The sequence below is a fragment of the Pseudoalteromonas sp. B62 genome, assembly GCF_037162565.1.
GTDB classification, from domain to species: domain Bacteria; phylum Pseudomonadota; class Gammaproteobacteria; order Enterobacterales; family Alteromonadaceae; genus Pseudoalteromonas; species Pseudoalteromonas fuliginea.
Genome location: NZ_JARLVB010000002.1, coordinates 1385447 through 1411305 on the forward strand (window position 1 = coordinate 1385447; position 25859 = coordinate 1411305).

The 25859-nt window shown below is 40.5% G+C and carries 12 protein-coding genes, 3 rRNA genes and 4 pseudogenes; 10 read left to right on the top strand and 9 right to left on the bottom strand.

Features of this window, described 5'->3' with window-relative positions; all coding sequences use genetic code 11:
• Positions 1-204: 204 nt before the first annotated feature.
• Positions 205-1380, bottom strand: a pseudogene (locus P4S71_RS10825) (IS3 family transposase); the annotation flags it as partial.
• A 9-nt stretch (positions 1381-1389) separates the two neighbouring features.
• Positions 1390-2570, bottom strand: a pseudogene (locus P4S71_RS10830) (IS3 family transposase).
• Between the two features lie 801 nt (positions 2571-3371).
• On the opposite strand from P4S71_RS10830, the gene P4S71_RS10835 reads away from it, so the two are divergent.
• The 8 genes and pseudogenes from P4S71_RS10835 to P4S71_RS10870 all read left to right on the top strand — a co-directional run bounded on the left by P4S71_RS10835 (position 3372) and on the right by P4S71_RS10870 (position 16055).
• A 16S ribosomal RNA gene (locus tag P4S71_RS10835) occupies positions 3372-4907 on the top strand.
• Positions 4908-5205: 298 nt separating this feature from the next.
• Positions 5206-8096: ribosomal RNA gene (locus tag P4S71_RS10840) — 23S ribosomal RNA — on the top strand.
• A 212-nt stretch (positions 8097-8308) separates the two neighbouring features.
• Positions 8309-8423, top strand: a 5S ribosomal RNA gene (gene rrf / locus P4S71_RS10845).
• Together the 16S, 23S and 5S rRNA genes form the textbook arrangement of a ribosomal RNA operon.
• Positions 8424-9126: 703 nt before the next feature.
• Positions 9127-9921, top strand: a complete 795-nt coding sequence (locus P4S71_RS10850; protein WP_096792329.1) for a VOC family protein — start codon at positions 9127-9129, stop codon at positions 9919-9921.
• A gap of 88 nt (positions 9922-10009) precedes the next feature.
• Complete coding sequence (locus P4S71_RS10855) at positions 10010-10375, top strand: hypothetical protein (RefSeq protein ID WP_002959878.1); 366 nt, start codon at positions 10010-10012, stop codon at positions 10373-10375.
• The gene (locus P4S71_RS10860; RefSeq protein WP_096792330.1) at positions 10372-12705 is read left to right on the top strand and encodes a fatty acid cis/trans isomerase; all 2334 of its coding nucleotides are present in this window, start codon (positions 10372-10374) and stop codon (positions 12703-12705) included. Before P4S71_RS10855 ends, P4S71_RS10860 begins: the two co-directional genes overlap by 4 nt.
• A gap of 132 nt (positions 12706-12837) precedes the next feature.
• Positions 12838-14567, top strand: a pseudogene (locus P4S71_RS10865) (response regulator).
• A 76-nt stretch (positions 14568-14643) separates the two neighbouring features.
• Positions 14644-16055 (top strand): annotated as a pseudogene (locus P4S71_RS10870) (ATP-binding cassette domain-containing protein).
• Here the strand turns inward: P4S71_RS10870 and P4S71_RS10875 are convergent.
• From P4S71_RS10875 to P4S71_RS10905, 7 genes are all read right to left on the bottom strand, one after another.
• Positions 16045-16236 (bottom strand): hypothetical protein, encoded by a 192-nt coding sequence (locus tag P4S71_RS10875; RefSeq protein WP_008166123.1) that lies wholly within the window; start codon positions 16234-16236, stop codon positions 16045-16047. The pseudogene P4S71_RS10870 and the gene P4S71_RS10875 overlap by 11 nt on opposite strands.
• A gap of 70 nt (positions 16237-16306) precedes the next feature.
• Positions 16307-17185, bottom strand: a complete 879-nt coding sequence (locus P4S71_RS10880) for a TraB/GumN family protein (RefSeq protein ID WP_337150650.1) — start codon at positions 17183-17185, stop codon at positions 16307-16309.
• 50 nt (positions 17186-17235) lie between these two features.
• Positions 17236-18672, bottom strand: a complete 1437-nt coding sequence (locus P4S71_RS10885) for a sensor histidine kinase (RefSeq protein WP_337150651.1) — start codon at positions 18670-18672, stop codon at positions 17236-17238.
• The gene (locus P4S71_RS10890; RefSeq protein WP_007377292.1) at positions 18653-19327 is read right to left on the bottom strand and encodes a response regulator transcription factor; all 675 of its coding nucleotides are present in this window, start codon (positions 19325-19327) and stop codon (positions 18653-18655) included. The genes P4S71_RS10885 and P4S71_RS10890 overlap by 20 nt, the downstream gene beginning before the upstream one ends.
• Before the next feature lie 63 nt (positions 19328-19390).
• A complete protein-coding gene (locus P4S71_RS10895) occupies positions 19391-21370 on the bottom strand; it encodes an LTA synthase family protein (protein WP_337150652.1) in 1980 nt (659 codons plus the stop codon).
• Positions 21361-21732, bottom strand: a complete 372-nt coding sequence (locus P4S71_RS10900) for a diacylglycerol kinase (protein WP_008137717.1) — start codon at positions 21730-21732, stop codon at positions 21361-21363. Before P4S71_RS10900 ends, P4S71_RS10895 begins: the two co-directional genes overlap by 10 nt.
• A complete protein-coding gene (locus P4S71_RS10905) occupies positions 21729-23399 on the bottom strand; it encodes a phosphoethanolamine transferase (protein WP_337150653.1) in 1671 nt (556 codons plus the stop codon). The genes P4S71_RS10900 and P4S71_RS10905 overlap by 4 nt, the downstream gene beginning before the upstream one ends.
• Before the next feature lie 553 nt (positions 23400-23952).
• Between P4S71_RS10905 and ilvG the strand changes: the two genes are divergently transcribed.
• Both ilvG and ilvM read left to right on the top strand, forming a co-directional pair.
• The gene (gene ilvG, locus P4S71_RS10910) at positions 23953-25602 is read left to right on the top strand and encodes an acetolactate synthase 2 catalytic subunit (protein ID WP_337150654.1); all 1650 of its coding nucleotides are present in this window, start codon (positions 23953-23955) and stop codon (positions 25600-25602) included.
• On the top strand, positions 25599-25844 hold the full coding sequence (gene ilvM / locus P4S71_RS10915) for an acetolactate synthase 2 small subunit (RefSeq protein ID WP_008137711.1): 246 nt from the start codon (positions 25599-25601) through the stop codon (positions 25842-25844). The genes ilvG and ilvM overlap by 4 nt, the downstream gene beginning before the upstream one ends.
• The last annotated feature ends 15 nt before the right edge of the window (positions 25845-25859 follow it).

A 25859-nucleotide genomic window follows, 5' to 3' on the forward strand; every position in this document is an offset into this window, starting at 1 on the left:
GAACTACTAAATATAACCCCTCCTATTGGATGACGTTTAGATTCATCTTTAACGAATGCTTGAATTTGTTTTGCTGTAATGTGTTTCATATAAACCAATTGTCCACCAGTCAGTCTTTTTGATGATTGCTAAGCCTACCATATTGCCCACCATTAATATTTGACTCAAAACATCCTTGTCCCGTCCTAAAATACGTTGACGGTTTTAATTGAAGGCCAGTAGCTTTTGCTCCTGGTCTTTTTTATGCACTTGGTTTGGTGTTTTCATTCCAAAACTCAAATGCGGCCTCATTTCATTGTATATCAATATTGATTCATCGACGAGCTGCTTTAGCTCTTCTAGGTTTTGACATTTATAGAGTAAGAATTCCTGCTTCAATATGCCGTTAATACACTCCGCCAGTGCATTCTGATAGCAATCATAGCCATCGGTCATTGATGGAATAATGCCATTTTCATTAAGCTTTACTTGATATACCTGCGAGCAATACTGCAATCCTCTATCTGAATGATGAATCGTACTACATTGATACTGACGATTATTGATTGTCATATCTAATGCTTTAACAACATCTGTCGCCTTCATTTCATCACTGAGTTCATAACCCATAATTTTGCGACTATACGCATCAGTTACTAGCGATAGATAGTGAACACCTTGCGCTGATTGGACGTAGGTTATATCACTTACAAAACCTCTTCTGGCCTCGATGGTTGCATATCTTTAAGCAAGTTAGGATGCTTTTTCATCCAATGTTTACTAAAAGTAGTTAAAGTAGTTTTTGTATAACTACGCTTAGGTTTAACCAATAAATGTTAATTTCTCAAGTAACTAAAGAAAGCGTCTCGACCTAAACTTATGCCTTGCTCTATGGATTTGGGTTTAAGTAGAAAGTATAATTTTATTCCACCTAAACGCAGCATAAAGCGTCGTATTTCCAATACCATCGCTTTAACTGGTGCTAATTCACTAGCACGCAATTTAGCTCTGCTCTCTCGTTGATATATCTCTTGTCTGGTTATACCAAGCTGCTTGCAAGCACGTTCTAAGCTAACTATTTTTTGCTTTTGAAGGCTTCTTGCTCCTTGGCAATATACTTTTTCGAAGGCTTGTCCCATACTCAGCGTCAAGAATATTAACCACTTCATTGAGTAACAGGTTACGTAAATGCTTATCTTCAAGCTCTCGTTCGAGGCGTTTGATTTTTGGAGCGGGGCTTTCTTTAGCTTTAGGTGATGCTGGCATAGTCATCTTAGGTGATTGAGTCCAAACCACCTTACCGTGTTTTCTTAACCAAGTAAGTACAATTGAACGACCTTGTATGCCATAATTTTATTGGGCTTGTTTATAAGTCATATCGCCTTTTTCTACAGCGTCGACATGTAGTGGTCAACTAATTTTGGACACAGTTTTAGAATCTTGATATCTAACCTCAGATTCATTTGGCGCTAAACCGGCATTACAATGATGCGGCCTAACATTGTTGTAATATCCATTTATGTAATCACTTACGCTATATTTAGCGTCTATAAAGTTTCCATATCCAATCTTTGGCATCCATTCCGTCTTAAAGCTTCTAAAAAATCGCTCCATTGGCGCATTATCCCAACAATTTCCACGTCTACTCATACTTTGTGTGATTTTATAGCGCCATAAACGTTGGCGATATTTTAAACTTGTATAATGGCTACCTTGGTCTGAATGGAACATGAGTCCTGTCGGTTTCCCTCTGCTTTCATATGCGAGTTCAAGCGCTTTTAGCGTTAAATTAGTATCTGGTGACAACGACATTGCCCAGCCAACCACTTTGCGTGCAAATAAATCAATAACCACGGCTAAATAAGCCCAGCGATTGCCTGTCCAAATATACGTCACATCACCGCACCACACGGTATCCGGCTCAACAACATCAAACTGTCTATCAAGCAGGTTTGGGATTTCAAGGTGTTCATTACCACCACGTTTATATGAATGTTGAGGTACTTGGCAGCTTTCGAGCTTTAATTTAACCATTAGCTTAGCTGCACGATAACGGCTCAATTCAAAATCATTGTTCGTTGCTATCGCTGCGATTGTCCGTGCCCCTGCTGAACCACCACTCATCGCATGTATTGCTTTTACTTCAGCCTCTAACCTTGCTTGCTCAGGTGTCGGCGCTGTATCCCGTATGGCCCAGTACTTATAGCTGCTGCGATGCACATTGAATACGCTACACAGCAGACTAATTGGATAACGCTCTCGTTGATTTAACTTCTCGATTAACGAGAATTGTTCAGGGAGTCGGACATCAAGAGAGCGGTAGCCTTTTTTAATATATCCTTTTCTAATTCAATGCGTTGGATTTACTTTTTAAGTTCACGGATTTCAATTTGTTCGGGCGTCATTGGTGAAGCTGATGGTGACTGACCATTGCGTTCTAGCTTTAATTGAGTAACCCACTTACTTACGGTTGATTTACCCACCCCCATCGCTTTTGCTGCGTCTTCTTGCGTATAACCTTGGTCTACTACAAGCTGAGCCGTTTCTAATTTAATTGCCGCTGAATATGTTGCGCGTTTTAATTTCGTCATTTTTTCACCCAAATTTGTATGCTTAGTTAGCATAACATTTCTTTCTTAATGGGTGGCCAAAATCACTGTACCACTACAACAACTTGTAATTTAAAGCCTAATGAATAATCTCGTTGTGTTCCTTTGATCAGTGTATTATTTGACTTGGTCATAATAAATCCTAAATGTGTAAACACATTTCAGGACGAAACAATTATTATTTAGCAAAAGCCCAGTGATTTTCACTGGGCTTTTTACATTAAATTACTTAATAAAGTAATTAAAACGTAAATTAAGCATAGGTTTTGTAGTGTTTGGCATGAATATTCAGCGAACAGCATATTATTTCAAGTTTTCTTCAAAAAAGGGTTGATCTGTTTTCGGATCTCCCTATAATGCGACCCCACTGAGATGGGATATGACGACGCGCAGCGGACAACGCATGGCGAGGCACGAACTACTCAGAGAGTTAAATGAAACTTAAACTGAATCTTTTTAGAAAGTTTAAATTTAAGTGTTGACAAAAGATAGGAAAGCGTAATATGCGCAGCCCTAGCGAGATAAAGTTCAACTTTATAATCGCAACGTTCTTTAACAATATAAAGCAATCATCTGTGTGGGCACTCGTACAGATTGAGTTCTAACAGCCAAACTACTTATTCTTTATGGGTAATTAGCGAGGCAAACAAATTAGAGTCTCAATTGAAAACTGAGTGACCAACAGAATAGTTATTTAGGTAATTATTCGGCACAGTCAATTCAATATCGAAAGATATTAAAAAATTCAGAATTCATTGAGCTGTCGAAAGACATAAAACTTTTTAATTGAAGAGTTTGATCATGGCTCAGATTGAACGCTGGCGGCAGGCCTAACACATGCAAGTCGAGCGGTAACAGAGAGTAGCTTGCTACTTTGCTGACGAGCGGCGGACGGGTGAGTAATGCTTGGGAACATGCCTTGAGGTGGGGGACAACAGTTGGAAACGACTGCTAATACCGCATAACGTCTACGGACCAAAGGGGGCTTCGGCTCTCGCCTTTAGATTGGCCCAAGTGGGATTAGCTAGTTGGTGAGGTAATGGCTCACCAAGGCGACGATCCCTAGCTGGTTTGAGAGGATGATCAGCCACACTGGGACTGAGACACGGCCCAGACTCCTACGGGAGGCAGCAGTGGGGAATATTGCACAATGGGCGCAAGCCTGATGCAGCCATGCCGCGTGTGTGAAGAAGGCCTTCGGGTTGTAAAGCACTTTCAGTCAGGAGGAAAGGTTAGTAGTTAATACCCGTTAGCTGTGACGTTACTGACAGAAGAAGCACCGGCTAACTCCGTGCCAGCAGCCGCGGTAATACGGAGGGTGCGAGCGTTAATCGGAATTACTGGGCGTAAAGCGTACGCAGGCGGTTTGTTAAGCGAGATGTGAAAGCCCCGGGCTCAACCTGGGAACTGCATTTCGAACTGGCAAACTAGAGTGTGATAGAGGGTGGTAGAATTTCAGGTGTAGCGGTGAAATGCGTAGAGATCTGAAGGAATACCGATGGCGAAGGCAGCCACCTGGGTCAACACTGACGCTCATGTACGAAAGCGTGGGGAGCAAACGGGATTAGATACCCCGGTAGTCCACGCCGTAAACGATGTCTACTAGAAGCTCGGAGCCTCGGTTCTGTTTTTCAAAGCTAACGCATTAAGTAGACCGCCTGGGGAGTACGGCCGCAAGGTTAAAACTCAAATGAATTGACGGGGGCCCGCACAAGCGGTGGAGCATGTGGTTTAATTCGATGCAACGCGAAGAACCTTACCTACACTTGACATACAGAGAACTTACTAGAGATAGTTTGGTGCCTTCGGGAACTCTGATACAGGTGCTGCATGGCTGTCGTCAGCTCGTGTTGTGAGATGTTGGGTTAAGTCCCGCAACGAGCGCAACCCCTATCCTTAGTTGCTAGCAGGTAATGCTGAGAACTCTAAGGAGACTGCCGGTGATAAACCGGAGGAAGGTGGGGACGACGTCAAGTCATCATGGCCCTTACGTGTAGGGCTACACACGTGCTACAATGGCGCATACAGAGTGCTGCGAACCTGCGAAGGTAAGCGAATCACTTAAAGTGCGTCGTAGTCCGGATTGGAGTCTGCAACTCGACTCCATGAAGTCGGAATCGCTAGTAATCGCGTATCAGAATGACGCGGTGAATACGTTCCCGGGCCTTGTACACACCGCCCGTCACACCATGGGAGTGGGTTGCTCCAGAAGTAGATAGTCTAACCCTCGGGAGGACGTTTACCACGGAGTGATTCATGACTGGGGTGAAGTCGTAACAAGGTAGCCCTAGGGGAACCTGGGGCTGGATCACCTCCTTATACGATTTAGAACTTATTTGTTCGTAGTGTCCACACAGATGATTGTTAATTAGTGCTTGTTCTTCGGGATAACTAATTAATATGCTCTTTAAAAATTTGGAAAAGCTGATAATAAAATTCTGATGAATACATTGTATTTATCAAGAGTTTTCAAAAGTAAAAAAACAATGGTAGCAGTACCATTGAGTGCCATTTAGTTAACTCTTATGAGTTGATTGATTGGTATCTACTTTAGTATTCAATATTGACTTCTGGCGAAGTTAAACTGTCACAAAACAAAGACCCGTTTGGGTTGTATGGTTAAGTGACTAAGCGTACACGGTGGATGCCTTGGCAGTTGGAGGCGATGAAGGACGTATTAACTTGCGATAAGCCTAGTCAAGCTAGTAAAAAGCGCTTGAGACTAGGATTTCCGAATGGGGAAACCCACCTGCTTGCAGGTATCGTTAACTGAATACATAGGTTAACGAGGCGAACGCGGAGAACTGAAACATCTAAGTACCCGTAGGAAAAGAAATCAACCGAGATTCCGAAAGTAGCGGCGAGCGAAATCGGAACAGCCCTTAAGCTTATTATGTGTTAATGGAAGGCTGCTGGAAAGCGCCACGATACAGGGTGATAGTCCCGTACATGAAAAGACATTTTAAGTGAAATCGAGTAGGTCGGAGCACGTGAAACTTTGACTGAATATAGGTGGACCATCATCTAAGGCTAAATACTCCCAACTGACCGATAGTGAACCAGTACCGTGAGGGAAAGGCGAAAAGAACCCCTGTGAGGGGAGTGAAATAGAACCTGAAACCGTGTACGTACAAGCAGTAGGAGCCCACTTGTTGGGTGACTGCGTACCTTTTGTATAATGGGTCAGCGACTTATATTTTGTAGCGAGGTTAACCGAATAGGGTAGCCGTAGGGAAACCGAGTCTTAACTGGGCGAATAGTTGCAAGGTATAGACCCGAAACCCGGTGATCTAGCCATGGGCAGGTTGAAGGTTGAGTAACATCAACTGGAGGACCGAACCCACTAACGTTGAAAAGTTAGGGGATGACCTGTGGCTAGGAGTGAAAGGCTAATCAAACCGGGAGATAGCTGGTTCTCCCCGAAATCTATTTAGGTAGAGCCTCGGACGAATACTTACGGGGGTAGAGCACTGTTAAGGCTAGGGGGTCATCCCGACTTACCAACCCTTTGCAAACTCCGAATACCGTAAAGTAATATCCGGGAGACACACGGCGGGTGCTAACGTCCGTCGTGAAGAGGGAAACAACCCAGACCGCCAGCTAAGGTCCCAAAGTCATAGTTAAGTGGGAAACGATGTGGAAAGGCCCAGACAGCCAGGAGGTTGGCTTAGAAGCAGCCATCCTTTAAAGAAAGCGTAATAGCTCACTGGTCGAGTCGGTCTGCGCGGAAGATGTAACGGGGCTAAACTATGCACCGAAGCTGCGGATTCAGAATTTATTCTGAGTGGTAGGGGAGCGTTCTGTAAGCGGTTGAAGGTGTACCGGGAGGTATGCTGGACGTATCAGAAGTGCGAATGCTGACATGAGTAACGATAATGGGAGTGAAAAACTCCCACGCCGGAAGACCAAGGGTTCCTATCCCATGTTAATCAGGGTAGGGTAAGTCGACCCCTAAGGCGAGGCCGAAAGGCGTAGTCGATGGGAAACAGATTAATATTTCTGTACTCGATATAATTGCGATGGGGGGACGGAGCAGGCTAAGCAAGCATAGCGTTGGTAGTCTATGTGAAAGTGAGTAGGGCGTTTGTTTAGGTAAATCCGGACGAACATTAAACCTGAGACACGAGACGAGTCACTACGGTGATGAAGTTGCTGATGCCATACTTCCAGGAAAAGCCTCTAAGCTTCAGATTATATGGAATCGTACCCCAAACCGACACAGGTGGTCAGGTAGAGAATACTAAGGCGCTTGAGAGAACTCGGGTGAAGGAACTAGGCAAAATCGTACCGTAACTTCGGGAGAAGGTACGCTCCTATCTGTGATGAGACTTGCTCTCTAAGCGGACGGGAGCCGCAGTGACCAGGTGGCTGGGACTGTTTATTAAAAACACAGCACTGTGCAAAATCGCAAGATGACGTATACGGTGTGACACCTGCCCGGTGCCGGAAGGTTAATTGATGGGGTTATCCTTAGGGAGAAGCTCTTGATCGAAGCCCCGGTAAACGGCGGCCGTAACTATAACGGTCCTAAGGTAGCGAAATTCCTTGTCGGGTAAGTTCCGACCTGCACGAATGGTGTAACCATGGCCACGCTGTCTCCACCCGAGACTCAGTGAAATTGAAATCGCAGTGAAGATGCTGTGTACCCGCGGCTAGACGGAAAGACCCCGTGAACCTTTACTACAGCTTGGCACTGAACATTGAACCTACATGTGTAGGATAGGTGGGAGACTTTGAAGATGAGACGCTAGTTTTGTTGGAGTCAACCTTGAAATACCACCCTTGTAGTTTTGATGTTCTAACGTTGGCCCCTGAATCGGGGTTACGGACAGTGCCTGGTGGGTAGTTTGACTGGGGCGGTCTCCTCCTAAAGAGTAACGGAGGAGCACGAAGGTTGGCTAAGTACGGTCGGACATCGTACGGTTAGTGTAATGGTAGAAGCCAGCTTAACTGCGAGACAGACACGTCGAGCAGGTACGAAAGTAGGTCATAGTGATCCGGTGGTTCTGAATGGAAGGGCCATCGCTCAACGGATAAAAGGTACTCCGGGGATAACAGGCTGATACCGCCCAAGAGTTCATATCGACGGCGGTGTTTGGCACCTCGATGTCGGCTCATCACATCCTGGGGCTGAAGTCGGTCCCAAGGGTATGGCTGTTCGCCATTTAAAGTGGTACGCGAGCTGGGTTTAGAACGTCGTGAGACAGTTCGGTCCCTATCTGCCGTGGGCGTTTGAGAATTGAGAGGGGTTGCTCCTAGTACGAGAGGACCGGAGTGAACGAACCGCTGGTGTTCGGGTTGTCATGCCAATGGCATTGCCCGGTAGCTACGTTCGGAACTGATAAGCGCTGAAAGCATCTAAGCGCGAAGCAGGCCTCGAGATGAGTTCTCACTAGACTTTTAAAGTCTCTGAAGGGCCGTTGAAGACTACAACGTTGATAGGCAAGATGTGGAAGTGGTGTGAGCCATTAAGCTAACTTGTACTAATTACCCGTGAGGCTTAACCATACAACGCCAAACGCGTTTTATGTGATAGTGAAGCAAGCGAAGAGGTTAATATGGCTAAAGTAGACATTACTTAGAAAGACTTAAAAAATATTATCAGATATTTTCCAAATTCAAGAGGTGACTCTTAGCGCGTAGCGTTAACAGTTTAGGCACCTTGCGCAAAGAAAATGGTAGCACTACGTGCTTGTCATTAATTCTTTGCACCATATTTGCTTGGTGACAATAGCGTTTTGGACCCACCTGACTCCATGCCGAACTCAGTAGTGAAACGAAACAGCGCCGATGATAGTGTAGCATTTGCTATGTGAAAGTAGGACATTACCAGGCTTCAAATTGTAGAGAGCCCGACTAGAAATAGTCGGGCTTTTTTACGTCTGCAGAAAAGTGAAATGTGCGCAATTAACACACACTCATATCGCGACACAAAGATAGTGTAGCATTTGCTATGTGGCTCTCCACCGCTGTGGGCACTACGACATCACCAGGCTTCAAATTAAAGAAACCCGTTACAGCAATGTGACGGGTTTTTTGCTGTTTTGGATTTAATAAATAGCCAAGAGCCCATGCCGAACTCAGTAGTGAAACAAAACAGCTCGAAGGCGAGACCCACTGAAGGCCGCCCTGACACAAAGATAGTGTAGCATTTCACTGTGACTTTCTACCGCTGTGGGCACTACGACATCCTACTGCGTAGCGCACCGACTTCAAATTGTAGAGAGCCCGAATTTAACGATTCGGGCTTTTTTACTTCTGCAGAAAAGTGATTTAGGTATTCCTCTAAGCGAAGCGCTTCTTGGCGAATAATTTGTATCAATCAGCAATAATATTTAATCAATTTGAGGGATTAAATCTGACCCTAACTGCGTTAAAAACCTCAAATATGAAACAACTGGATAACGAATTTTTGTCCTTCTTTTATCGACTCCGCTTAGTTATTGCTCTAATCTCAATTTATGATCTGTTCAATTATGTAGTTTATAAAATGTGACAGAGTTCGTTTAGGTAAAATTAGAATAATAAGGGCTTAATCATGAGTAAAGTTGAAAACCACCCGCATGGTGTTTTTTGTTGGTCAGAGCTTTGTACGCACAATTGGAAAGACGGTAAGGCGTTTTATACATCATTATTTGATTGGGGGCATGACGATCAACCTATTGGAGAGAACATATACTACACCATGCTACAAAAGCAAGGTGATGATATCGCTGCAATGTACGAAATGCCTAAAGAGCAAATTAGTGCAGGTATCCCAAGTCATTGGTTGGCTTACATTGCCGTCGATAATATTGATGATTGTGCGCTAAAAGCAAAAGAACTAGGTGCTGAGGTTATTGCCGGTCCTCATGATGTTATGAATGCAGGACGAATGTTGATGCTAAAAGATCCAGTAGGCGCAACTGTTGCACTATGGCAGGGGAATGAGCATAAAGGTTGTAAGCACTTAGGTGAATTAAATACGCCTTATTGGCATGAGTTAGCAACAAGAGATAGTAAAGTAAGTCGAGACTTTTACTGTGCTTTACTAGGCTGGGAAAGCGAAATAAAGCCTATGGAAGGGATGGACTACATTTTATTTTTAGTCGATGGACAACCAATTGCCGGTATGCTTGAAATGACAAGTGAATGGCCTGATGATACCCCTGCTCATTGGATGATTTATTTTGCAGTAGAGAGTTGCGATGTAATTGTTAGTAAAGCCGCTAGCTTAGGTGGACAAGTATGTGTTCCTGCAACAGATATCCCCGATGTTGGTCGTTTTAGTGTTATATGCGACCCTCAAGGTGCTGTATTTTCGGTGATCGAATCTGTTATGGATGACGTTTAAACACAGTTAAATTAGCTTTAGCGTTAATTTGCTCGCTAGTTTGATATAATACTCGTCAATTAAATCGTCAGAAAGTGCAGAGAACGCAATGGAATTTGAACAAGATAGTAATTTAACCCTCCCTTTATTTCTATTAGATGAATCATTAAGTAATAGAGACTTAGAGCAGCCTGATTTTGAAATATCAATTGGACTTGATGATGAGTTACTTGCTCAAATTTGCCAGAACCCAAGTGAAGATAGCAGTGTCGCTATTACTGTTAGCGGTTATGAGTTGCTTATAACTAATCCTCTGTACTTAGCTATATTAGATCAAGAGCACGATGCGCAGATAACATTAACGCATGGCCCTCTTTTAAGTATTGTTTTGAATACTGAAGGTCAGAATACATTCGTTTCTCCTCAAATGGATATGATGCCCACCTTTGATTTAGGTGATGAGGACGACGAATGAGAAAAATACTAATAAGTACGATAGTACTCATTATTTTAAGTGGTTGTGCATATTTGGGAAATGCTCACTACGATGATCTTTTTGGACCTGAACAAACACAAGAGAGAATGGTGCCTCATACAACAGGTGCTGGTGCTGATTTTTTACAAAATGTAAAACCTGTACTCGATACCCGCTGCGTAGTTTGTCATGGTTGTTACGATGCACCATGTCAACTGAAGCTCTCATCCCCTGAAGGTATTGACCGAGGTTTGAGTAAAGAGCTCGTTTACGATGGAACTCGTTTATTGGCAACAACCCCAAGCCGTTTATTATTTGATGCAACTAATACTCAGCAATGGCGAGAGAAAAACTTTACGCCAGTGCTAAATGAGCGCGTGCAAAGTGAAGAAGCTAACTTAGCGGGCAGTGTGTTATTTAATAGCTTAGTGTTAAAGCAAAGCCATGAATTGCCAGTAAATGAAGTGTTAGGTGATGAGTTTGACTTTTCGTTAGCGCGTTCGCAAACCTGCGCAACAATGGGTGAGTTCGATCGATTGGCAAGTGATCAACCTCATGGCGGCATGCCTTATGGTTTACCTGGTGTTTCGCGTGAAGAGTTTAATCACTTACAGAACTGGCTTAAAGGTGGTGGTAAAATGTCACATATTCAGCCACCAAGTAAATATGATCAGAATAAAATAGCGGGCTGGGAAGCATTTTTAAATCAAGATAGCTTAAAGTATCAGTTATCAGCACGGTATATTTATGAGCATTGGTTTTTAGCACATATTTATTTTACTTCAGAAAACCCACAAAGCTTTTTCAAATTAGTTCGCTCAAGTACGCCTCCTGGTGAGGAAATAAAGTTAATTAACACGCGCCGCCCATACGATGACCCTAAAGTTAGCCGTGTTTATTATCGTTTTATGCAAGAACGTACAACCATACTTTCTAAAACACATTTACCACTTGAGCTTAATGAAGCTAAATTACTGCGTTTATATGAGCAGTTTATTGCGCCAGATTATACTGTTACGAAAATGCCTAGTTATGAGGCTAAGGCAGCATCTAACCCTTTTAAAACTTTCGAAGTTATTCCAATTAATTCTAAGTATCAATTTATGCTTGATGAGGCAGAGTTAATTATTATGGGCTTTATAAAAGGGCCTGTTTGTCGTGGTCAGATTGCTTTAAATGTTATAAACGATCATTTTTGGGTGGCTTTTGCTGATCCTAATAAAGTAGCGACTCCGGCTGTAGGGGAAATGCTAATGCAACATGAAGAGGCATTAGAACTTCCTGCCGCTGAGGAGAGTAATGCCTTACCCATTTCTAGCTGGGTTAAATATTCAGTTCGCGAGAAAAAGTATTTACAGGCGAAAGTAGAGTTGGCTAACAAAATGTTCAAAGGTGGTGAGCACCTTACAACAGACTTACTTTGGAAAGGTGATGAGCATAATAAAAATGCGGCACTAACTATTTTCCGCCATTTTGATAGTGCAACTGTAGTTAAAGGTTTTATTGGTCAAGAGCCTAAAACCACCTGGATATTAGATTATGCTTTGTTTGAGCGTATTCACTATTTGCTTGTAGCAGGCTTTGATGTGTACGGAAATATAGGCCATCAATTAGTGACACGCCTATATATGGATTTTTTACGTTTAGAGGGAGAGCAAAACTTTTTAGCATTGTTACCTGAGGCTAAACGTAATCAAATCAAAAAGCAGTGGTATCGTAATTCACCACCTGACTTATCTAAGTTCTTTAAAAATAACCGAGAATTTAGCCAGCCCAGTGGTATTAACTATGTAACAGATGATCCACAGCATGAACTATATACTTTGATGAAAGAAGCCTTAGCGCCAGTTTTAAGTGAAAGATACAACTACACTGAAGTACCAAAGCCGTTAAATGTAGTAAGTAATATGCCAGCAAAAGCGGTAAACTTGTTACCTCAGCTTTCTTTTGTACTTGTAAAGCAAAAAGATGATAGCCATAAGGGCTACACTATTATTCATCATAATGCGCACTACAATATATCTAGTTTATTAAACGAAGATGGCCAACGTGCTTATGATGAAGATACCGCGACTATTGTTCCTGGCTTTATCGGTGATTACCCTGCAGCTATTTGGTATTTAAATAACGAGCAGCAAGTAAATGCTTTTGCCGAGCAATTGCCTATGATGCAAATAGAAGCCGATTATGGTGCTTTGAAATCTAAGTTTGGTATTCGACGTACTCATCCACAGTTTTGGCAATACAGCGATATATTGCACGATACAGCTAAAAAGTATCGTGGGATAGAATATGGAATGTTCGATTATAATCGATTAGAGAATCGCTAATATAATTTTACTACTATGGCCCAGCTTGATGCTGGGCTTTTTTATTGGGTATTAATAATTCGCTTAATTATTTTGACTGATTCTTCGTTTTAAAAAATTAGTCTACACTTATATAAAAAAACTGGTTTATACATGTTCAATATTATTAAAAGCGTGAGAACACGTTACCGATGGGCACTAATTGCAATAGCGCTATTAATAAGTGGCTCTGCTTTATTAATGCAGCATAGTTTTTCTGTTCAAAAGTTTGATGCAAAAATTATTAACATCGCTGGTAGCCAGCGTATGCTCTACAGAAAATTGCTTGGCACAGTAATGCTATGCTTAACATCAGTAATTACTCGCCAGCTCATACTGAGTCACTTGAGAAGTCCCTCAATACATTTAAAAAGTCCCATCAAACATTATTAACTAAAAACTCTGATGACGAATACATTTACTTAAATCCAGCGTTAGTAGACTTATATTTTGGTGAAACGATAGGGTTAGATAAAGCGGTATTTGACTATATAGAACAAACAGAGCGGCTTTTGTATCAGCAAGGAGAGATAAACCACTCAGTATTTTCTATTAAGCATGTTGAAACGTTATTAACAAAGCTTGATAAGGCAGTGAGCTTATTTGAATCTCAAGCTGTTAAAAAAGTAAATTGGGTCGCCAACCTAGAGATACTATGCTGGTTATTGGCAATGACATTATTACTTATTGAGTTAAGATTTGTTTTTATACCAATGGAAAAAGAGGTTTCAGACACGCTTTTAGAGCTACAAAAACAAAAAGATTTTGTTTATCAAACAAGTCAAAATAAAGAACATTTTATTGCCAGAGCTAGTCACGAATTTAGAACACCTTTGCAGGGACTTATTACGTCTATTGAGGAGCTAGAGGTTTCTGATAAACAGCAAAGCGTTAAAACCCAAGCTAACTATTGCGCGCTTAGGTTAATAGCCATATTAGATGAATTACAAGACTTGCAGGCTTTAAGTGCAGGTAAATGGGTACCGCATTTAAATGATGAAAACCTTTTAGAGTCGTGTAATAAAGTAGTAATAGCTTACAAGCATGCGTGTAAGCAAAAAGGCCTAAAACTAGTTAGTCGTTTAGATGAATCGTTAAATTGTGTATGTAAACTGGATCATCAACGTTTGCAGCACACACTTACAGAATTAATTGGTAACGCTATTAAGTTTACACAAAAAGGTGAAATTACTGTTTCAGCTAAGCTTTTAAATGATGAATTTCATTTAACGGTGAGTGACACTGGCAGTGGCTTTTCGAAGAAGATTACCAGTCTTGAATTTGACTCATTTAAACAAACCAATCACTTTCAAGGGTTAAGAACTGGCCTAACCCGGGTTCAATACGTTGTAAAAGCACTGCATGGTGAAATTACTTTTACAAATAATAAAACTCATGGTGCTTTGGTGTCTTTGTATTTACCAGTGACTATAAGTAAAGCCCTCCCAACACCTCTTAAAGTAAACGACAAGCTAACGTGTTTAGTCGTTGAAGATAACCCATTAAACACTATGTTATTAACCCGCATACTTAGTTTATTAGGTTTAAGCTATGATTGCGCAGAAAATGGTAAAGTCGCGTGTGATATGGTGAGTGAAAATCAGTACGATATTGTTTTTATGGACCTAAATATGCCTGTAATGGATGGGTTTGAGGCTATTAAAAAAATACGTTCCGATCTTAATAAAGTAATGCCAATTATTGTTATAACAGCAAATACCTCACAAAATGATATAGAGCGAGTTTATGAATACGGAGCTAACCTCCATATTCATAAGCCAATAAGCCAGCAAGCAATTAAAGACGCATTAAATAGTATTAGCGTTGTTAGTGAAATAAATTAATTTTGCGGATAACAAGCTTGCTAAGCACTTTTAATATACGTTAACTTGCTGTTTTAAGGTTTATTAGGAAAAGTTAGTGCAGTCAATTACGCTTGAGCAATTTAATGGTTACTTACAAGGGCAAGGTAAAAGCCGTTACGATATATGCAACTTAGATTGGCAAGTAAACCTAGGAGAACATTGGTTACTTTTAGGTGCTAATGGAGCTGGTAAATCTGCTCTGACAGCTGCGTTAATCGGTGAGGCTAAGTGCGAAAGTGGTAAGCGTATAAGTAGTATTAATAAGCTTATGCTCGTGTCTTCAGATTCACATAAACAGTTACTAGCTCAAGAATTAGAGCATGAAAAGCACACTCTCGTTAAAGACCTTATTTTTACAGGGCATAGTAATAATGATGAATTATTAGCGCAGCTAATAGAATTATTTAAATTTAGCTCATTACTAAATAGGCATTTTAGAGACCTTTCAACGGGTGAAACTCGTAAACTCCTACTTATAAAAGGACTCAGCTCCCATAGTGAGTTAGTCGTGCTTGATGAGCCATTTCATGGACTCGACGTACAATCTTGCCAGCAGCTTAATAAAATACTCATAGAACTTAGCCAAATTATTACTTTTGTTTTTGTACTAAACCGCCTAGACGAAATCCCTTCATTCATTACTCACTATGGCTATGTAAACCAAGGTTGCTTGTTACATACTTTGGCAAAGCCAGACAGTGAGCAATTGAGTGATTTACTAAAACTACTTCATTTAGAACATACCTCATTGGATGTGCCATCTCCGGATACTGAACAAGAGCAAAAGGCATTCACCGGTAATACCTTAGTTAAATTGAGTAATGCTAAAGTTAGTTACAGTGATGTAAGCATATTCAAAAATCTCAATTGGACTATAAAAAAGCATCAGCATTGGCAGCTTAGTGGAGCGAACGGTTCAGGCAAAACATGCCTATTAAATTTAATAACAGGTGATAACCCACAGTGTTATAGCAATGACATTGAAGTGTTCGGTTTTAAACGCGGAACCGGGAGAGTATTTGGGATATAAAACAGCATATTGGTTTTATATCTAACGCGCTACATATGGATTACCGCGTAAGTATATCGGCTTTAAATACTGTTATTTCAGGATTTTACGACAGCATAGGTTTATATCAAAAACCGAGCGACGCACAAATTAATATTGCTCAACAGTGGCTGGCATTTATTGGTTTAAGTGATAAACAAAATACCTCATTCACCCAGCTTTCGTACGGCGATCAACGTATGCTTTTAATTGTGCGAGCTATGGTAAAACATCCAACGTTACTTGTTTTAGATGAGCCTTGCTTAGGCTTGGATGAAGCAAACAGGCAACGTGTACTGCTACTAATAGAGAAAGTTTGTGCTGCTAATACAAGTACTGTGATTTATGTAAATCATCATGCGGCAGACAAAATTAAAGGAATAGAGAATTACTTAAAAATGGAAGACTTTAGTTGTTAGTTCGTTTTTTATATTTTTTATTAATGCTTTCTATTAAGTAAATAACAATTTCAATCGCAATAAAAATAGAGGCAAGGATTAACCCACCACTTGGTTTAAAATACCCCTCTTGGTAGTAATATACTCCATTGATAAAAAGCATCGTGAGAAAAAATAAAATCTCAAATTGAAAACGTTTCATAATTTACCTAAACATTATGAGCTTACTTAGCGAGTTTGTTTACGTAAGCTCTATTGGGGTCATTTTTATTTTAAAGACGAGTAACGCTAAAGCCTTTATCTCGAAGTTGTTTAAGTAACCCGTGTTTTTCAGGTAAATGCAGAGCGCCTACAGCAATAAATAGCTGCTCGTTTGCTAAACGCGGTGTGAGTTGTTTAACCCAATTATTATTGCGGTTAGTTAGCATTACTTGCTCGCTAATTTCACCGTAATTACTGTCATCAAAACTCATGTTGTAGTAATCGGTTAGTGTGTCCATGTCACCGCTTTTCCACGCATTAACTAACTTGATAAAGTAAGTATTAATATCGGCTAGTTGCTCAAAGGTTTCTTCAATCATTTCATTGCTTAATAGCACCATACCATCAAACATTTGTAGTTGTTGTTCTAGGGTTTCAAGCTCGCCAATTTTAATATTATGCTCTTTAGCATAACTAAGCACTTGCTTGTCTATGCCGGTTTTATCTGAATAACCTGCACTTTGAAATTCAATTTGCATCATAGTCACCATAACAGCCCAAGGCTTTAAGCCATTAAACATAGCAATATCAATCGACTTTTTAGCAAAGTAATCTTTTAGCTTGGTATAATTTTGCTTTGAAAGCTCAGTTTGTAATGTTTTACCGTCACTTAGCATCATAAATGGCATTGAACGCTGCTGCATTTCAAGTGGAGTAAGTTTGCTTATATCAACTTCAACAATCACTTTTTTGCTTGCACTAATTGCATCGGTTACATTTTTAGGTAAGCCTTTCATGCTGGCATCACCAACGTGTACGGTGCCAAATAAGTAAGAGCTGACGCCATTTTTTTCTATTTTATATAAGGCAGGAGCTGCATAGCTGTTAAGGCTAAATGTTATAAGTAACGCCACAATAAAAAAGTGGCTAACACGGGTAAGAGCATTCATGGTTTGTCCTTAAAATCTCGAAGGTTGGTAGTGTAAATACTAACCTAAATTTACTTCAGAGGTAACGTTAACATAAACGTTAGCGTATTGTTTTCGGTATTACTGGCAGTAATAGTAAAGCCATTTAAGTTACATAAGCTCTGCACAATAGATAATCCTAAACCATGGCGCTGGTTATTAGTTCTAGATGAATCTAGCTGATAGAGCGGGTCAAAAATAGCAGTTAGCTGTTCACCACTTAGTGGTTTATTTACTTTGTTACTAACAGAGATAGTTATGTTTGTGCTGTTATTTACGGCAGTTAATTTAATTGGCGCCTCAGGGAGTCCATAAAATAGTGCGTTATCGATTAAGTTACATAAAATGGTATTTAAACTAAATTCGTCAACATTAAGTGTAATCTCGTCACTTATTTCGTTATTTAAACGCGTTTTGATACTTGGATGCTTAAAGGTCAGCTCATCAATAATTTGATTTACTAAGTTATTTAGAATGATATTTTGCGCATTCAATTGCATTGTACTGCTACTTGAGCGCTGCAACAGTAATAGGTTGCTAACAATTGTTTTCATGCGCTGTGAAATATTAAGTACATCACTGGTATAGGTATCGCTAATACGTTTATCGTCAGGGTAGCGAATAGCCACCTCTGAGAGGCTTATGAGTTCAGCTATAGGGGTTTTAAGCTCGTGTGCAATGTCGCTTGTTAGGCGTTTTTCATTACTATAGAGTTGCTGATTAACGGTAATAAACTTATTTAGCTCGTTACGTATAGGTTCTATTTCTTCCACTTTAAAGTCGCTTTCTATTGTTTGCGCAACACCGGTAATATCGAGTAACTTAATTTGATCGTTTAAATTGTGTAGCGGGTGCAGGCCTTTATTTACAATACGTGTCACTAAATAGCGCACACCAAACACACCAAGTACACAGGTTAAAATAAAGACCACATCAATAATAATCAGTACTTTATTAAGTTCGGCTGTCGGCGCTGCAATCGCAAGCGTCATGGTATTAAAAACAGCAGAGTGGGTGGGGTTTCTATCGTCTTTTTGGGCTACAAAGTGACTTATAAGTGCGCGGCCATCACGCCCGTTAGGAAGCTCGTAATCTATAATTTTAGATTCGTTTATCGGCATTTCTAAAAAAGGCAGGTTAGCATTTTCATAAAGCGCTAATGAGTCCGAGCGCTCAAACACATCACGGCCATGCCATAACTGGTAAAACTCCGTGGCATCGGCTGCTTCATACTCCGACATAAACTCACCAGCAAAATCAAATTCAACCACGTTGTTGTCATCTTCAACTAAGGTTTTTAAGTAGTTAGCTTTATTAGTTAAAGACTGATTAAACTGATCTTCCACCCAAGTATCAACGCTTAAATCAACAGTTAAAAATATGGTGAATAAAATAACCGAGATCACGGCGCTAATATTATTAACGAGTTTACGTTTTATTGAGTGATTTTTATTTTGTTGTTGCGACATAACCAAATCCACGTTTATTTTTTATCGGGAGCTCGCCATCAAATTGTCTTACTTTTTTACGTATGGTTGAGATGTGTGCTTCAAGCGCATTTTTAGAGAGCATATCAAATTGACCTACCACCGCTTCACTTATAAGTTCAAGCCCCAATACTCGCTCTGGGGCGTTAAATAAGCATTCTATTATTTTGTATTCATTACGCGTGAGCTCAATAGCATGTTGCTTGTAGTGAAGAGTTTTAAGGGAAAGATCTAATACGCAATCACCTACGGTTAGGGTATTTTGTTGGTTTTGCAGTGAACCACGACGAAGTAATGCAAGGACACGAGCATGGAGTTCTTCAAACGAAAATGGCTTAGTTAAATAATCGTCAGCGCCTTTCATCAGGCCGTTAATTTTATCTTGAGGCTCACTTCGTGCCGATAAAATTAGCACACGGCTTTGGCTATTACTGCTGCGCAGTGCTTGTAAAATACTCATGCCATCAACGCTCGGTAGCATTAAATCAAGTACGAGGAGGTCGTAGTTTCCACTCAGTGCCATACTCAACCCTTCTGAGCCATCACCAGTTTCATCTACGGTAAAACCAAGGTTGCTAAGGCCAACTTGCAAGCTGCGTCTTAGTGCTTCAGAGTCTTCAATAACGAGGATTTTCATGTTTACTCGGTTTATAAAAATAGCCTTGTTACTTTAACAAGGCTTTATTATCAAGTCACTTGGTTAATGATACCAACCATTTGTATAAGCTAGATTACCTAAGTTCGCGTGGGCTAGGGCTTTTTTAACTAGTTGCTCATCATTTTCACATGGTACAAGCTGGTTATTGCTATACGTATAGGTGGTTGCTGGTTTTTGTGGTTGTAACACCACCACTTTATTATCGTGCATGTAGGCAAAGTTTTTGTCGTATTGCATCATTGCGCGTTGTTTGTTGTCGCTAATTGGCTTTGATAAATCATGACCTATCATAGGGTGCTTACCACTTGCGCCAATTAAAGACAGTAGAGTAACAGGAATATCGAGCTGGCTGGCTAGTTGGCTATCTCGTTTATGGGTAATACCTTTTCCAAAAATAACGGCCGGAATTTTAAAGTGATCAACCGGTACTAAATTTGAACCCGATACGCGCGAGTCGTGATCGGCAATAACTATAAATACAGTATCATCCCAGTAGCTCGATTTTTTAGCTTTTTCGATAAAGGTGCCTAGTGCGTAATCGGCATACTTGGCAGCATTATTACGGGTTTGTTTTTGTTTATCGTACAGCGTTATTTTATCGTCAGGAAAGTCATACGGGCTATGATTAGAGCTTGAAAATATAAGGCTAAAAAATGGTTTGTTTTGATTTTTAAGCTTAGTAAGTTCTATATCGGCTTGGTCGTACAAGTCTTCGTCTGATGCGCCCCACGAGCCATTAAAGTCTATTTTTTTAAAGTTATTTGTATCTACGATACTTTTAAAACCGTTGCCTAAAAAGAAGCTGCGCATGTTATCAAAATGGCTTTCGCCACCATAAATAAACTGCGTGTTGTAATTTTGCTTCGCTAAAAAATCAGCAATGGTAAAAAAGTCACGTTGTGATTTATCAAGCTTAACAACTGCACGCGAAGGCGTTGGTGTAAACCCTGTAATTACTGCCTCAATTCCACGTACTGAACGTGTACCCGTGGCGTATAAATTATCAAACCCCCAGCCTTGTTTATAAAGGGCGTCTATATTAGGTGTAAGCGGTAAACCGCCAAGCGTGCCTACATAACGAGCACCTAAACTTTCTTGTAAAATAATGACTAGATTTTTGGGTTTACCTGTATTACTTGCGCCATGAAACGTTTTTGTAGGGGCGGTTACATCACTAAATGCGGCTTGCGTGTCTTGCATGTTACTGCGCACAATACTAAGCAATTCATCGGTGGGCATTTTGCCATAATAGTCTTGGCTTGATTGCTCATTAGAAAGTTGCTTAACTGCAAACGCGACGCTATAAAGTGAGTTAAGGGTTAAGTCGTTAAGTAAGTGATCAGTAGAAAACGAGACCATGGCGGGGTTAAGTGGTCTGTGCCCTAATGAGTTGCGGGCGCCCAAAATAGTTAAGCATACTAAAACGAGCGCTAAAATTGATTGGTTTAAGCCTGTTAGTGATGACTTGCTTTGCCATTGATTGCGAAATACTTTACTTGCAAATTTACAGCTTAGAATAAGTGCTATAACAGCAATAAATACTTCTAACTTATAGCCTGAAAAAATCATTTTTGAGACTTCTTTAGGATAAATTAAATATTCTATAAATAAGCGGTTAGGGCGTAAATCGTACTCGTTTATAAACGTAGGCGTAATCACTTCAAAAAAAACAAGTAAAGCAGACATCGTCACTAAATAAATTTTAATGAGGCCGCGTACTTTATTTTGCCAACCTACGCTTTGCATCATTAAGGTAAGTAGTAATGCGGGCACAATAATGTAGCTTAGAGTGGCTATATCAACTCTTAAACCACCTATAAATATAGACAACCACGCATGCGATCCAAATACACGCTCCCCTTGCCATACACTTAAACCAAAGCGAGCAAGTGTTAAAAAGCTAAGTGCTAAAACAGCAAATACAACAAAAATCCATACAGGGCCAAGTGCATTTTGTACCTTAGGTATTACTTTAAATATTAAACTGGTTATTTTAGGTATAAAAGTTAGCTTTATGCCCATAACACAGCCCACCAAATAAGTGCGGCAATTAGCATAGCTATAAACACGCTTGCAGAGGCAATATCTTTAGCGAGCCCTGAAAGCTCATGGTATTCACTGCCAATTCTATCAACTACAACCTCAACTGCCGTATTTACCAGCTCAGCAAATAATACAAAAAGCAGGCTGGCGACAAGCAGTAATTTATCCCTTAGTGCAATTTCTTGTAGCCACACAAACACACCGAGTAACGAAAACAGTGCTAGCTCTTGTTGAAACGCCGCTTCAAATCGACTCATCCATTTTAAGCCGTTAAAAGAATGGCTTAAGGTAAAAATAAGGCGCATTAAGCCTTGGCGTTTTATAACGGTTTTATTACTCATATTTTTATTTCGCTTGGTGTTGTTTGGCAGCTAGCAAGTAAATCGAGCGATGCCTGATACGTTTTGCTTTTAATGCCAATTAAATTTAAAAGGGTGTGAAAAATATTGTTGTGTGAGCGTGCAGCAGTGGTGTCTAAATTAACTAAACAGGTATTGGTAATGCGCTGGTTATGCTCATCAGCCCACATATAAAGGGGGACATGTGTTTGTGTACTTGGGGCAAAGCTATACGGAAAACCATGTAAATAAGCACCAGCTTCGCCAAGTGATTCACCATGATCAGAGACATATAAAAACTGCTTATCTATGTTGTTTGGCAGTGCTTTTAATTGCTCAATTACCTGGGCGTTAACAAAGTCGCTGTACGCAATTGTGTTGTCGTAGGTATTAACTAATTCATCGAGTGAGCAGTTTTGAATGTCGCTTCTGTCGCACGTGGGCGTAAATTGCTTAAATTTTTCTGGGTAGCGTTTAAAGTAGGTTGGTCCGTGTGAGCCCATCATATGTAGGACGATAACGGTGTTAGCTTGGCTTAAATTAGCGAGTTTGCGTTTAAGTGGAACAAGCAGTGCTTCATCAAAACAATATTTTCCATCGCAAAGTGCTGATGGGGTGGTTGGGATGTCAATGTTAACAACACGGGTGCATACGTTTTTACAGCCGCTGTTATTATCAACCCACAGTACATCGCTGCCAGCTTGTTGTGCTAAATCAATCAGGTTTTGTTGGTTGTCGGCTGCTAATCGATCAAAGTTATCTTGTGTTTGCAGTGAAAACATACACGGCACAGACACTGCAGTAGCGGTGCCACAAGACGCCACATTATTAAAATATGTAACATTGTACTTTTGTGTGTAAGAATTTGTGTTGCGCTTATAACCTTGATAAGTAAAGTTTTCTGCTCGTGCGGTTTCGCCAACAACTATAACGGTTACGCTGGTGGTATTGGGTGCAATAAGAGTAGGTGTTGCGTCTATATTTTTAAATTCCATATTGGTATACAGCAGCTGATCGCGCATATATTTATAACCGCTAGAGAGGTATTGAAATGGAATGATTTCTTTTTTTAAAATACGGTTATTGCGGCCTGTGGCTGCGTAGTCGGCGTAAAAGTTAGCGACCACTAAAGCAATTAGCGTTAAGCAGGCAATAATAAGTTTTATGCGGCTAATCGCTTCTTGGTGAGGGCGGGTAAAGTGTATTTTTACTTTGCTTAATACAAAAACAGGTAGCGCACAAAACAGCAGTAGAAAACCTATGAGCTGCGGGTTTAAATAGCTCAACGCTTCGCTTAAATCAGTTTCAAATGTGTTTTGAATCATTGAATAGTCAAACACGACGCCGTAATTTAATGAGCCGTAAAGCACAGCGCTCGAAATTATCAGTAAAAGGTAGTTAATTGGCTTTAGTAACCACCTAACCGACACTATCGAAAAGAAAATGATTAAAAGGCATAACAACAGTAGTGGCACTGAAAGTAAAAATAGCCACGAAAAAGATGTAAGGGAGGTGATGGCGCTAAACGAACCTTGAATAAAAGGAATGTTTATAACTAAACAGTAATAACAGGCAATCATCACTACAAAGGCATTTGCACTGCAGTGAATGTAAAACCGTTTACTACGATTTGGCTTTTTTTGTGCTGGTGTTTGGCTAACTACGTTCATATACAGGCTCGTTTAAAATAACAACGCCATGCTATGCAACAATACTTAAGGGCAGCTTAAGAGAAGCTACGCATTACCTGAAGGTGATAAATAATTTTATTTATAAAAATATTCTTAAAAATTAATCAAACCTTAAATAAGGGATATAAGAATAGTGAATTTCTGAGAATGAAATTAGAGCATAAAAAAACCACCACCAGTTTATATAATGAATTTTAAAACCTGATAAATTGCCTTTTAGTCTTTTTGTTAGATTAACTTTGGTGTTGACTTAAAGGGCCTAGCGCGGTACTAATATAAAAAGAGAGCGAAGGAATAACCTTCGCGATAATTGAACAAAATTTGGTATTAATTACATGCTTACAAATGCACTTAACCTAGTCCTGATTATTATCGTGGTGATTATTCCCGCGAGGGCTTCGTAGTGCTTTAAAAACTTAAGCATTAAAAAAGCCCTCCGCACTTAACCGTTCGGAGGGCTTTTTAGTTTTTAGGGTAAAGTTTTTAGCGTAAAAATGTAATTGGGTTGTCACTGAGGAATGAGGGTTTATTAATGACAGGCGCAGAACTAACAATCGATTTATTGACCAAACACGGCGTAAATGAAGTATTTGGCTACCCAGGCGGAGCTATTATGCCAATTTACGATGCGCTGTATGGCGCGCCAGTCAAACACTACCTAACTCGCCATGAGCAAGGTGCAGGGTTTGCAGCAGTTGGTTATGCTCGCAGCACACGTAAATTAGGCGTATGTTTTGCAACATCGGGCCCAGGTGCAACTAATTTAATAACCGCTCTTGCTGATGCGATGATGGACTCAGTACCATTATTGGCGATCACTGGCCAAGTGCCTACTGCAGCTATTGGTTCAGATGCGTTTCAAGAAATAGATGTACTAGGTATGTCGCTTTCGTGTACTAAGCACAGCTACATGGTAGAACGAGCTGAAGACTTAGCAGAGATATTACAAGAAGCGATTCATTTAGCGCAAAGCGGCCGACCAGGCCCTGTACTTGTCGATATCCCAAAAGATATTCAAATGGCGCAAGTCCCTTTTAAACCTTGGCTAGCAGCTGATGAATACTTACCAGAGTTAGATTTAAAGCAAGTTGCTATTGCTAATCAATTGTTGAGTGAGGCTAAACAGCCTGTAGCGTATGTAGGTGGTGGTGTACAAGCCGCTGATGCGCAAGACGAGCTAATGCAATTTTTAAATAAAACGCAGATGCCAGCTGTATCAACACTTAAAGCGTTGGGTAGTGTGTTACCAGATTACGAACATTACTTAGGTATGTTGGGTATGCATGGTGGTCAAGCTGCTAATATCGCAGTACAAGAATGTGATGTACTTGTATGTATAGGGGCGCGCTTTGATGACCGCGTAACAGGTAACTTAGCTAAATTTGCAGCTAAAGCTAAAGTAATTCATTTAGATATAGATGCCGCTGAAGTCGGTAAGCGAAAACCTGCTAAAGCCTCATTAATTGCTGATTTAAAAACGTCGCTACCCGCACTTGAGTGCTTTGTAACCCCTAAAGCGTGGTGTGACACAAATAAAGAAATGAATATTAAGCATGCGTGGCGTTACGACTACCCAGGTGAGAAGGTTTTTGCACCGTACTTATTAAACCAACTAAGCCAACGCATGCCAAATACAGGGGTTGTGTGCTGCGATGTGGGTCAGCATCAAATGTGGGTAGCACAACACATGAAGTTTACTCACCCGAGTAATCATTTAAGTAGTGGTGGTGCAGGCACAATGGGCTTTGGTTTACCTGCGGCTATTGGCGCGCAAGTAGCACGCCCTGATGACTTTGTTATTACTGTATCGGGCGATGGCTCAATAATGATGAATATTCAAGAGTTGGCCACGATTCGCCGTAATAATTTACCTGTAAAAATATTAATTTTAGATAACCAACGTTTAGGGATGGTTCGCCAATGGCAGGAACTATTTTTTGAAGGGCGTTATTCTGAAACTAACCTGTCGGATAACCCAGATTTTGTTCAATTAGCTGCTGTATTTGGTATTCCTGGGCAAACAATAACTCACGCTAATCAAGTTGATGATGCGATAACTGCATTAGTTAATAGTAAAGGGCCGTACATAGTACATGCCTGTATTGATGATAAAGAAAATGTTTGGCCACTTGTACCACCTGGGGCTGCTAACGACGAAATGATGACGGAGAAAGCAAAATGAAACATAGCCTAACTATTGCATTAAAAAGCCAAAGTATAGCGGTAGAGCGCTTTTTACGAGTGGTGCGTCATCGTGGTTTTGACCTTACGCATTTTCAGCTCAATATGGATGATGGTTTTTATAATGTAGACATGACGGTAGATAGTGATAAACCAATTTACCTATTAACCAGCCAGTTAAATAAGCTGGTGGATGTCAAAGAAGTCACTTTACAAAATTTACAGCAACAACAGGCTGTATAATTACGAATTAAAAAA

Excerpts from the sequence above, each read along its gene's own strand:
- P4S71_RS10875 (WP_008166123.1), bottom strand. The coding sequence starts at position 16,236 with ATGAAACGTTTTCAATTTGAGATTTTATTTTTTCTCACGATGCTTTTT.
- ilvM (WP_008137711.1), top strand. The coding sequence starts at position 25,599 with ATGAAACATAGCCTAACTATTGCATTAAAAAGCCAAAGTATAGCGGTA.
- P4S71_RS10900 (WP_008137717.1), bottom strand. The coding sequence starts at position 21,732 with ATGAGTAATAAAACCGTTATAAAACGCCAAGGCTTAATGCGCCTTATT.
- P4S71_RS10895 (WP_337150652.1), bottom strand. The coding sequence starts at position 21,370 with ATGGGCATAAAGCTAACTTTTATACCTAAAATAACCAGTTTAATATTT.
- P4S71_RS10850 (WP_096792329.1), top strand. The coding sequence starts at position 9,127 with ATGAGTAAAGTTGAAAACCACCCGCATGGTGTTTTTTGTTGGTCAGAG.
- P4S71_RS10880 (WP_337150650.1), bottom strand. The coding sequence starts at position 17,185 with ATGAATGCTCTTACCCGTGTTAGCCACTTTTTTATTGTGGCGTTACTT.
- P4S71_RS10905 (WP_337150653.1), bottom strand. The coding sequence starts at position 23,399 with ATGAACGTAGTTAGCCAAACACCAGCACAAAAAAAGCCAAATCGTAGT.
- ilvG (WP_337150654.1), top strand. The coding sequence starts at position 23,953 with ATGACAGGCGCAGAACTAACAATCGATTTATTGACCAAACACGGCGTA.
- P4S71_RS10855 (WP_002959878.1), top strand. The coding sequence starts at position 10,010 with ATGGAATTTGAACAAGATAGTAATTTAACCCTCCCTTTATTTCTATTA.
- P4S71_RS10885 (WP_337150651.1), bottom strand. The coding sequence starts at position 18,672 with ATGTCGCAACAACAAAATAAAAATCACTCAATAAAACGTAAACTCGTT.
- P4S71_RS10890 (WP_007377292.1), bottom strand. The coding sequence starts at position 19,327 with ATGAAAATCCTCGTTATTGAAGACTCTGAAGCACTAAGACGCAGCTTG.
- P4S71_RS10860 (WP_096792330.1), top strand. The coding sequence starts at position 10,372 with ATGAGAAAAATACTAATAAGTACGATAGTACTCATTATTTTAAGTGGT.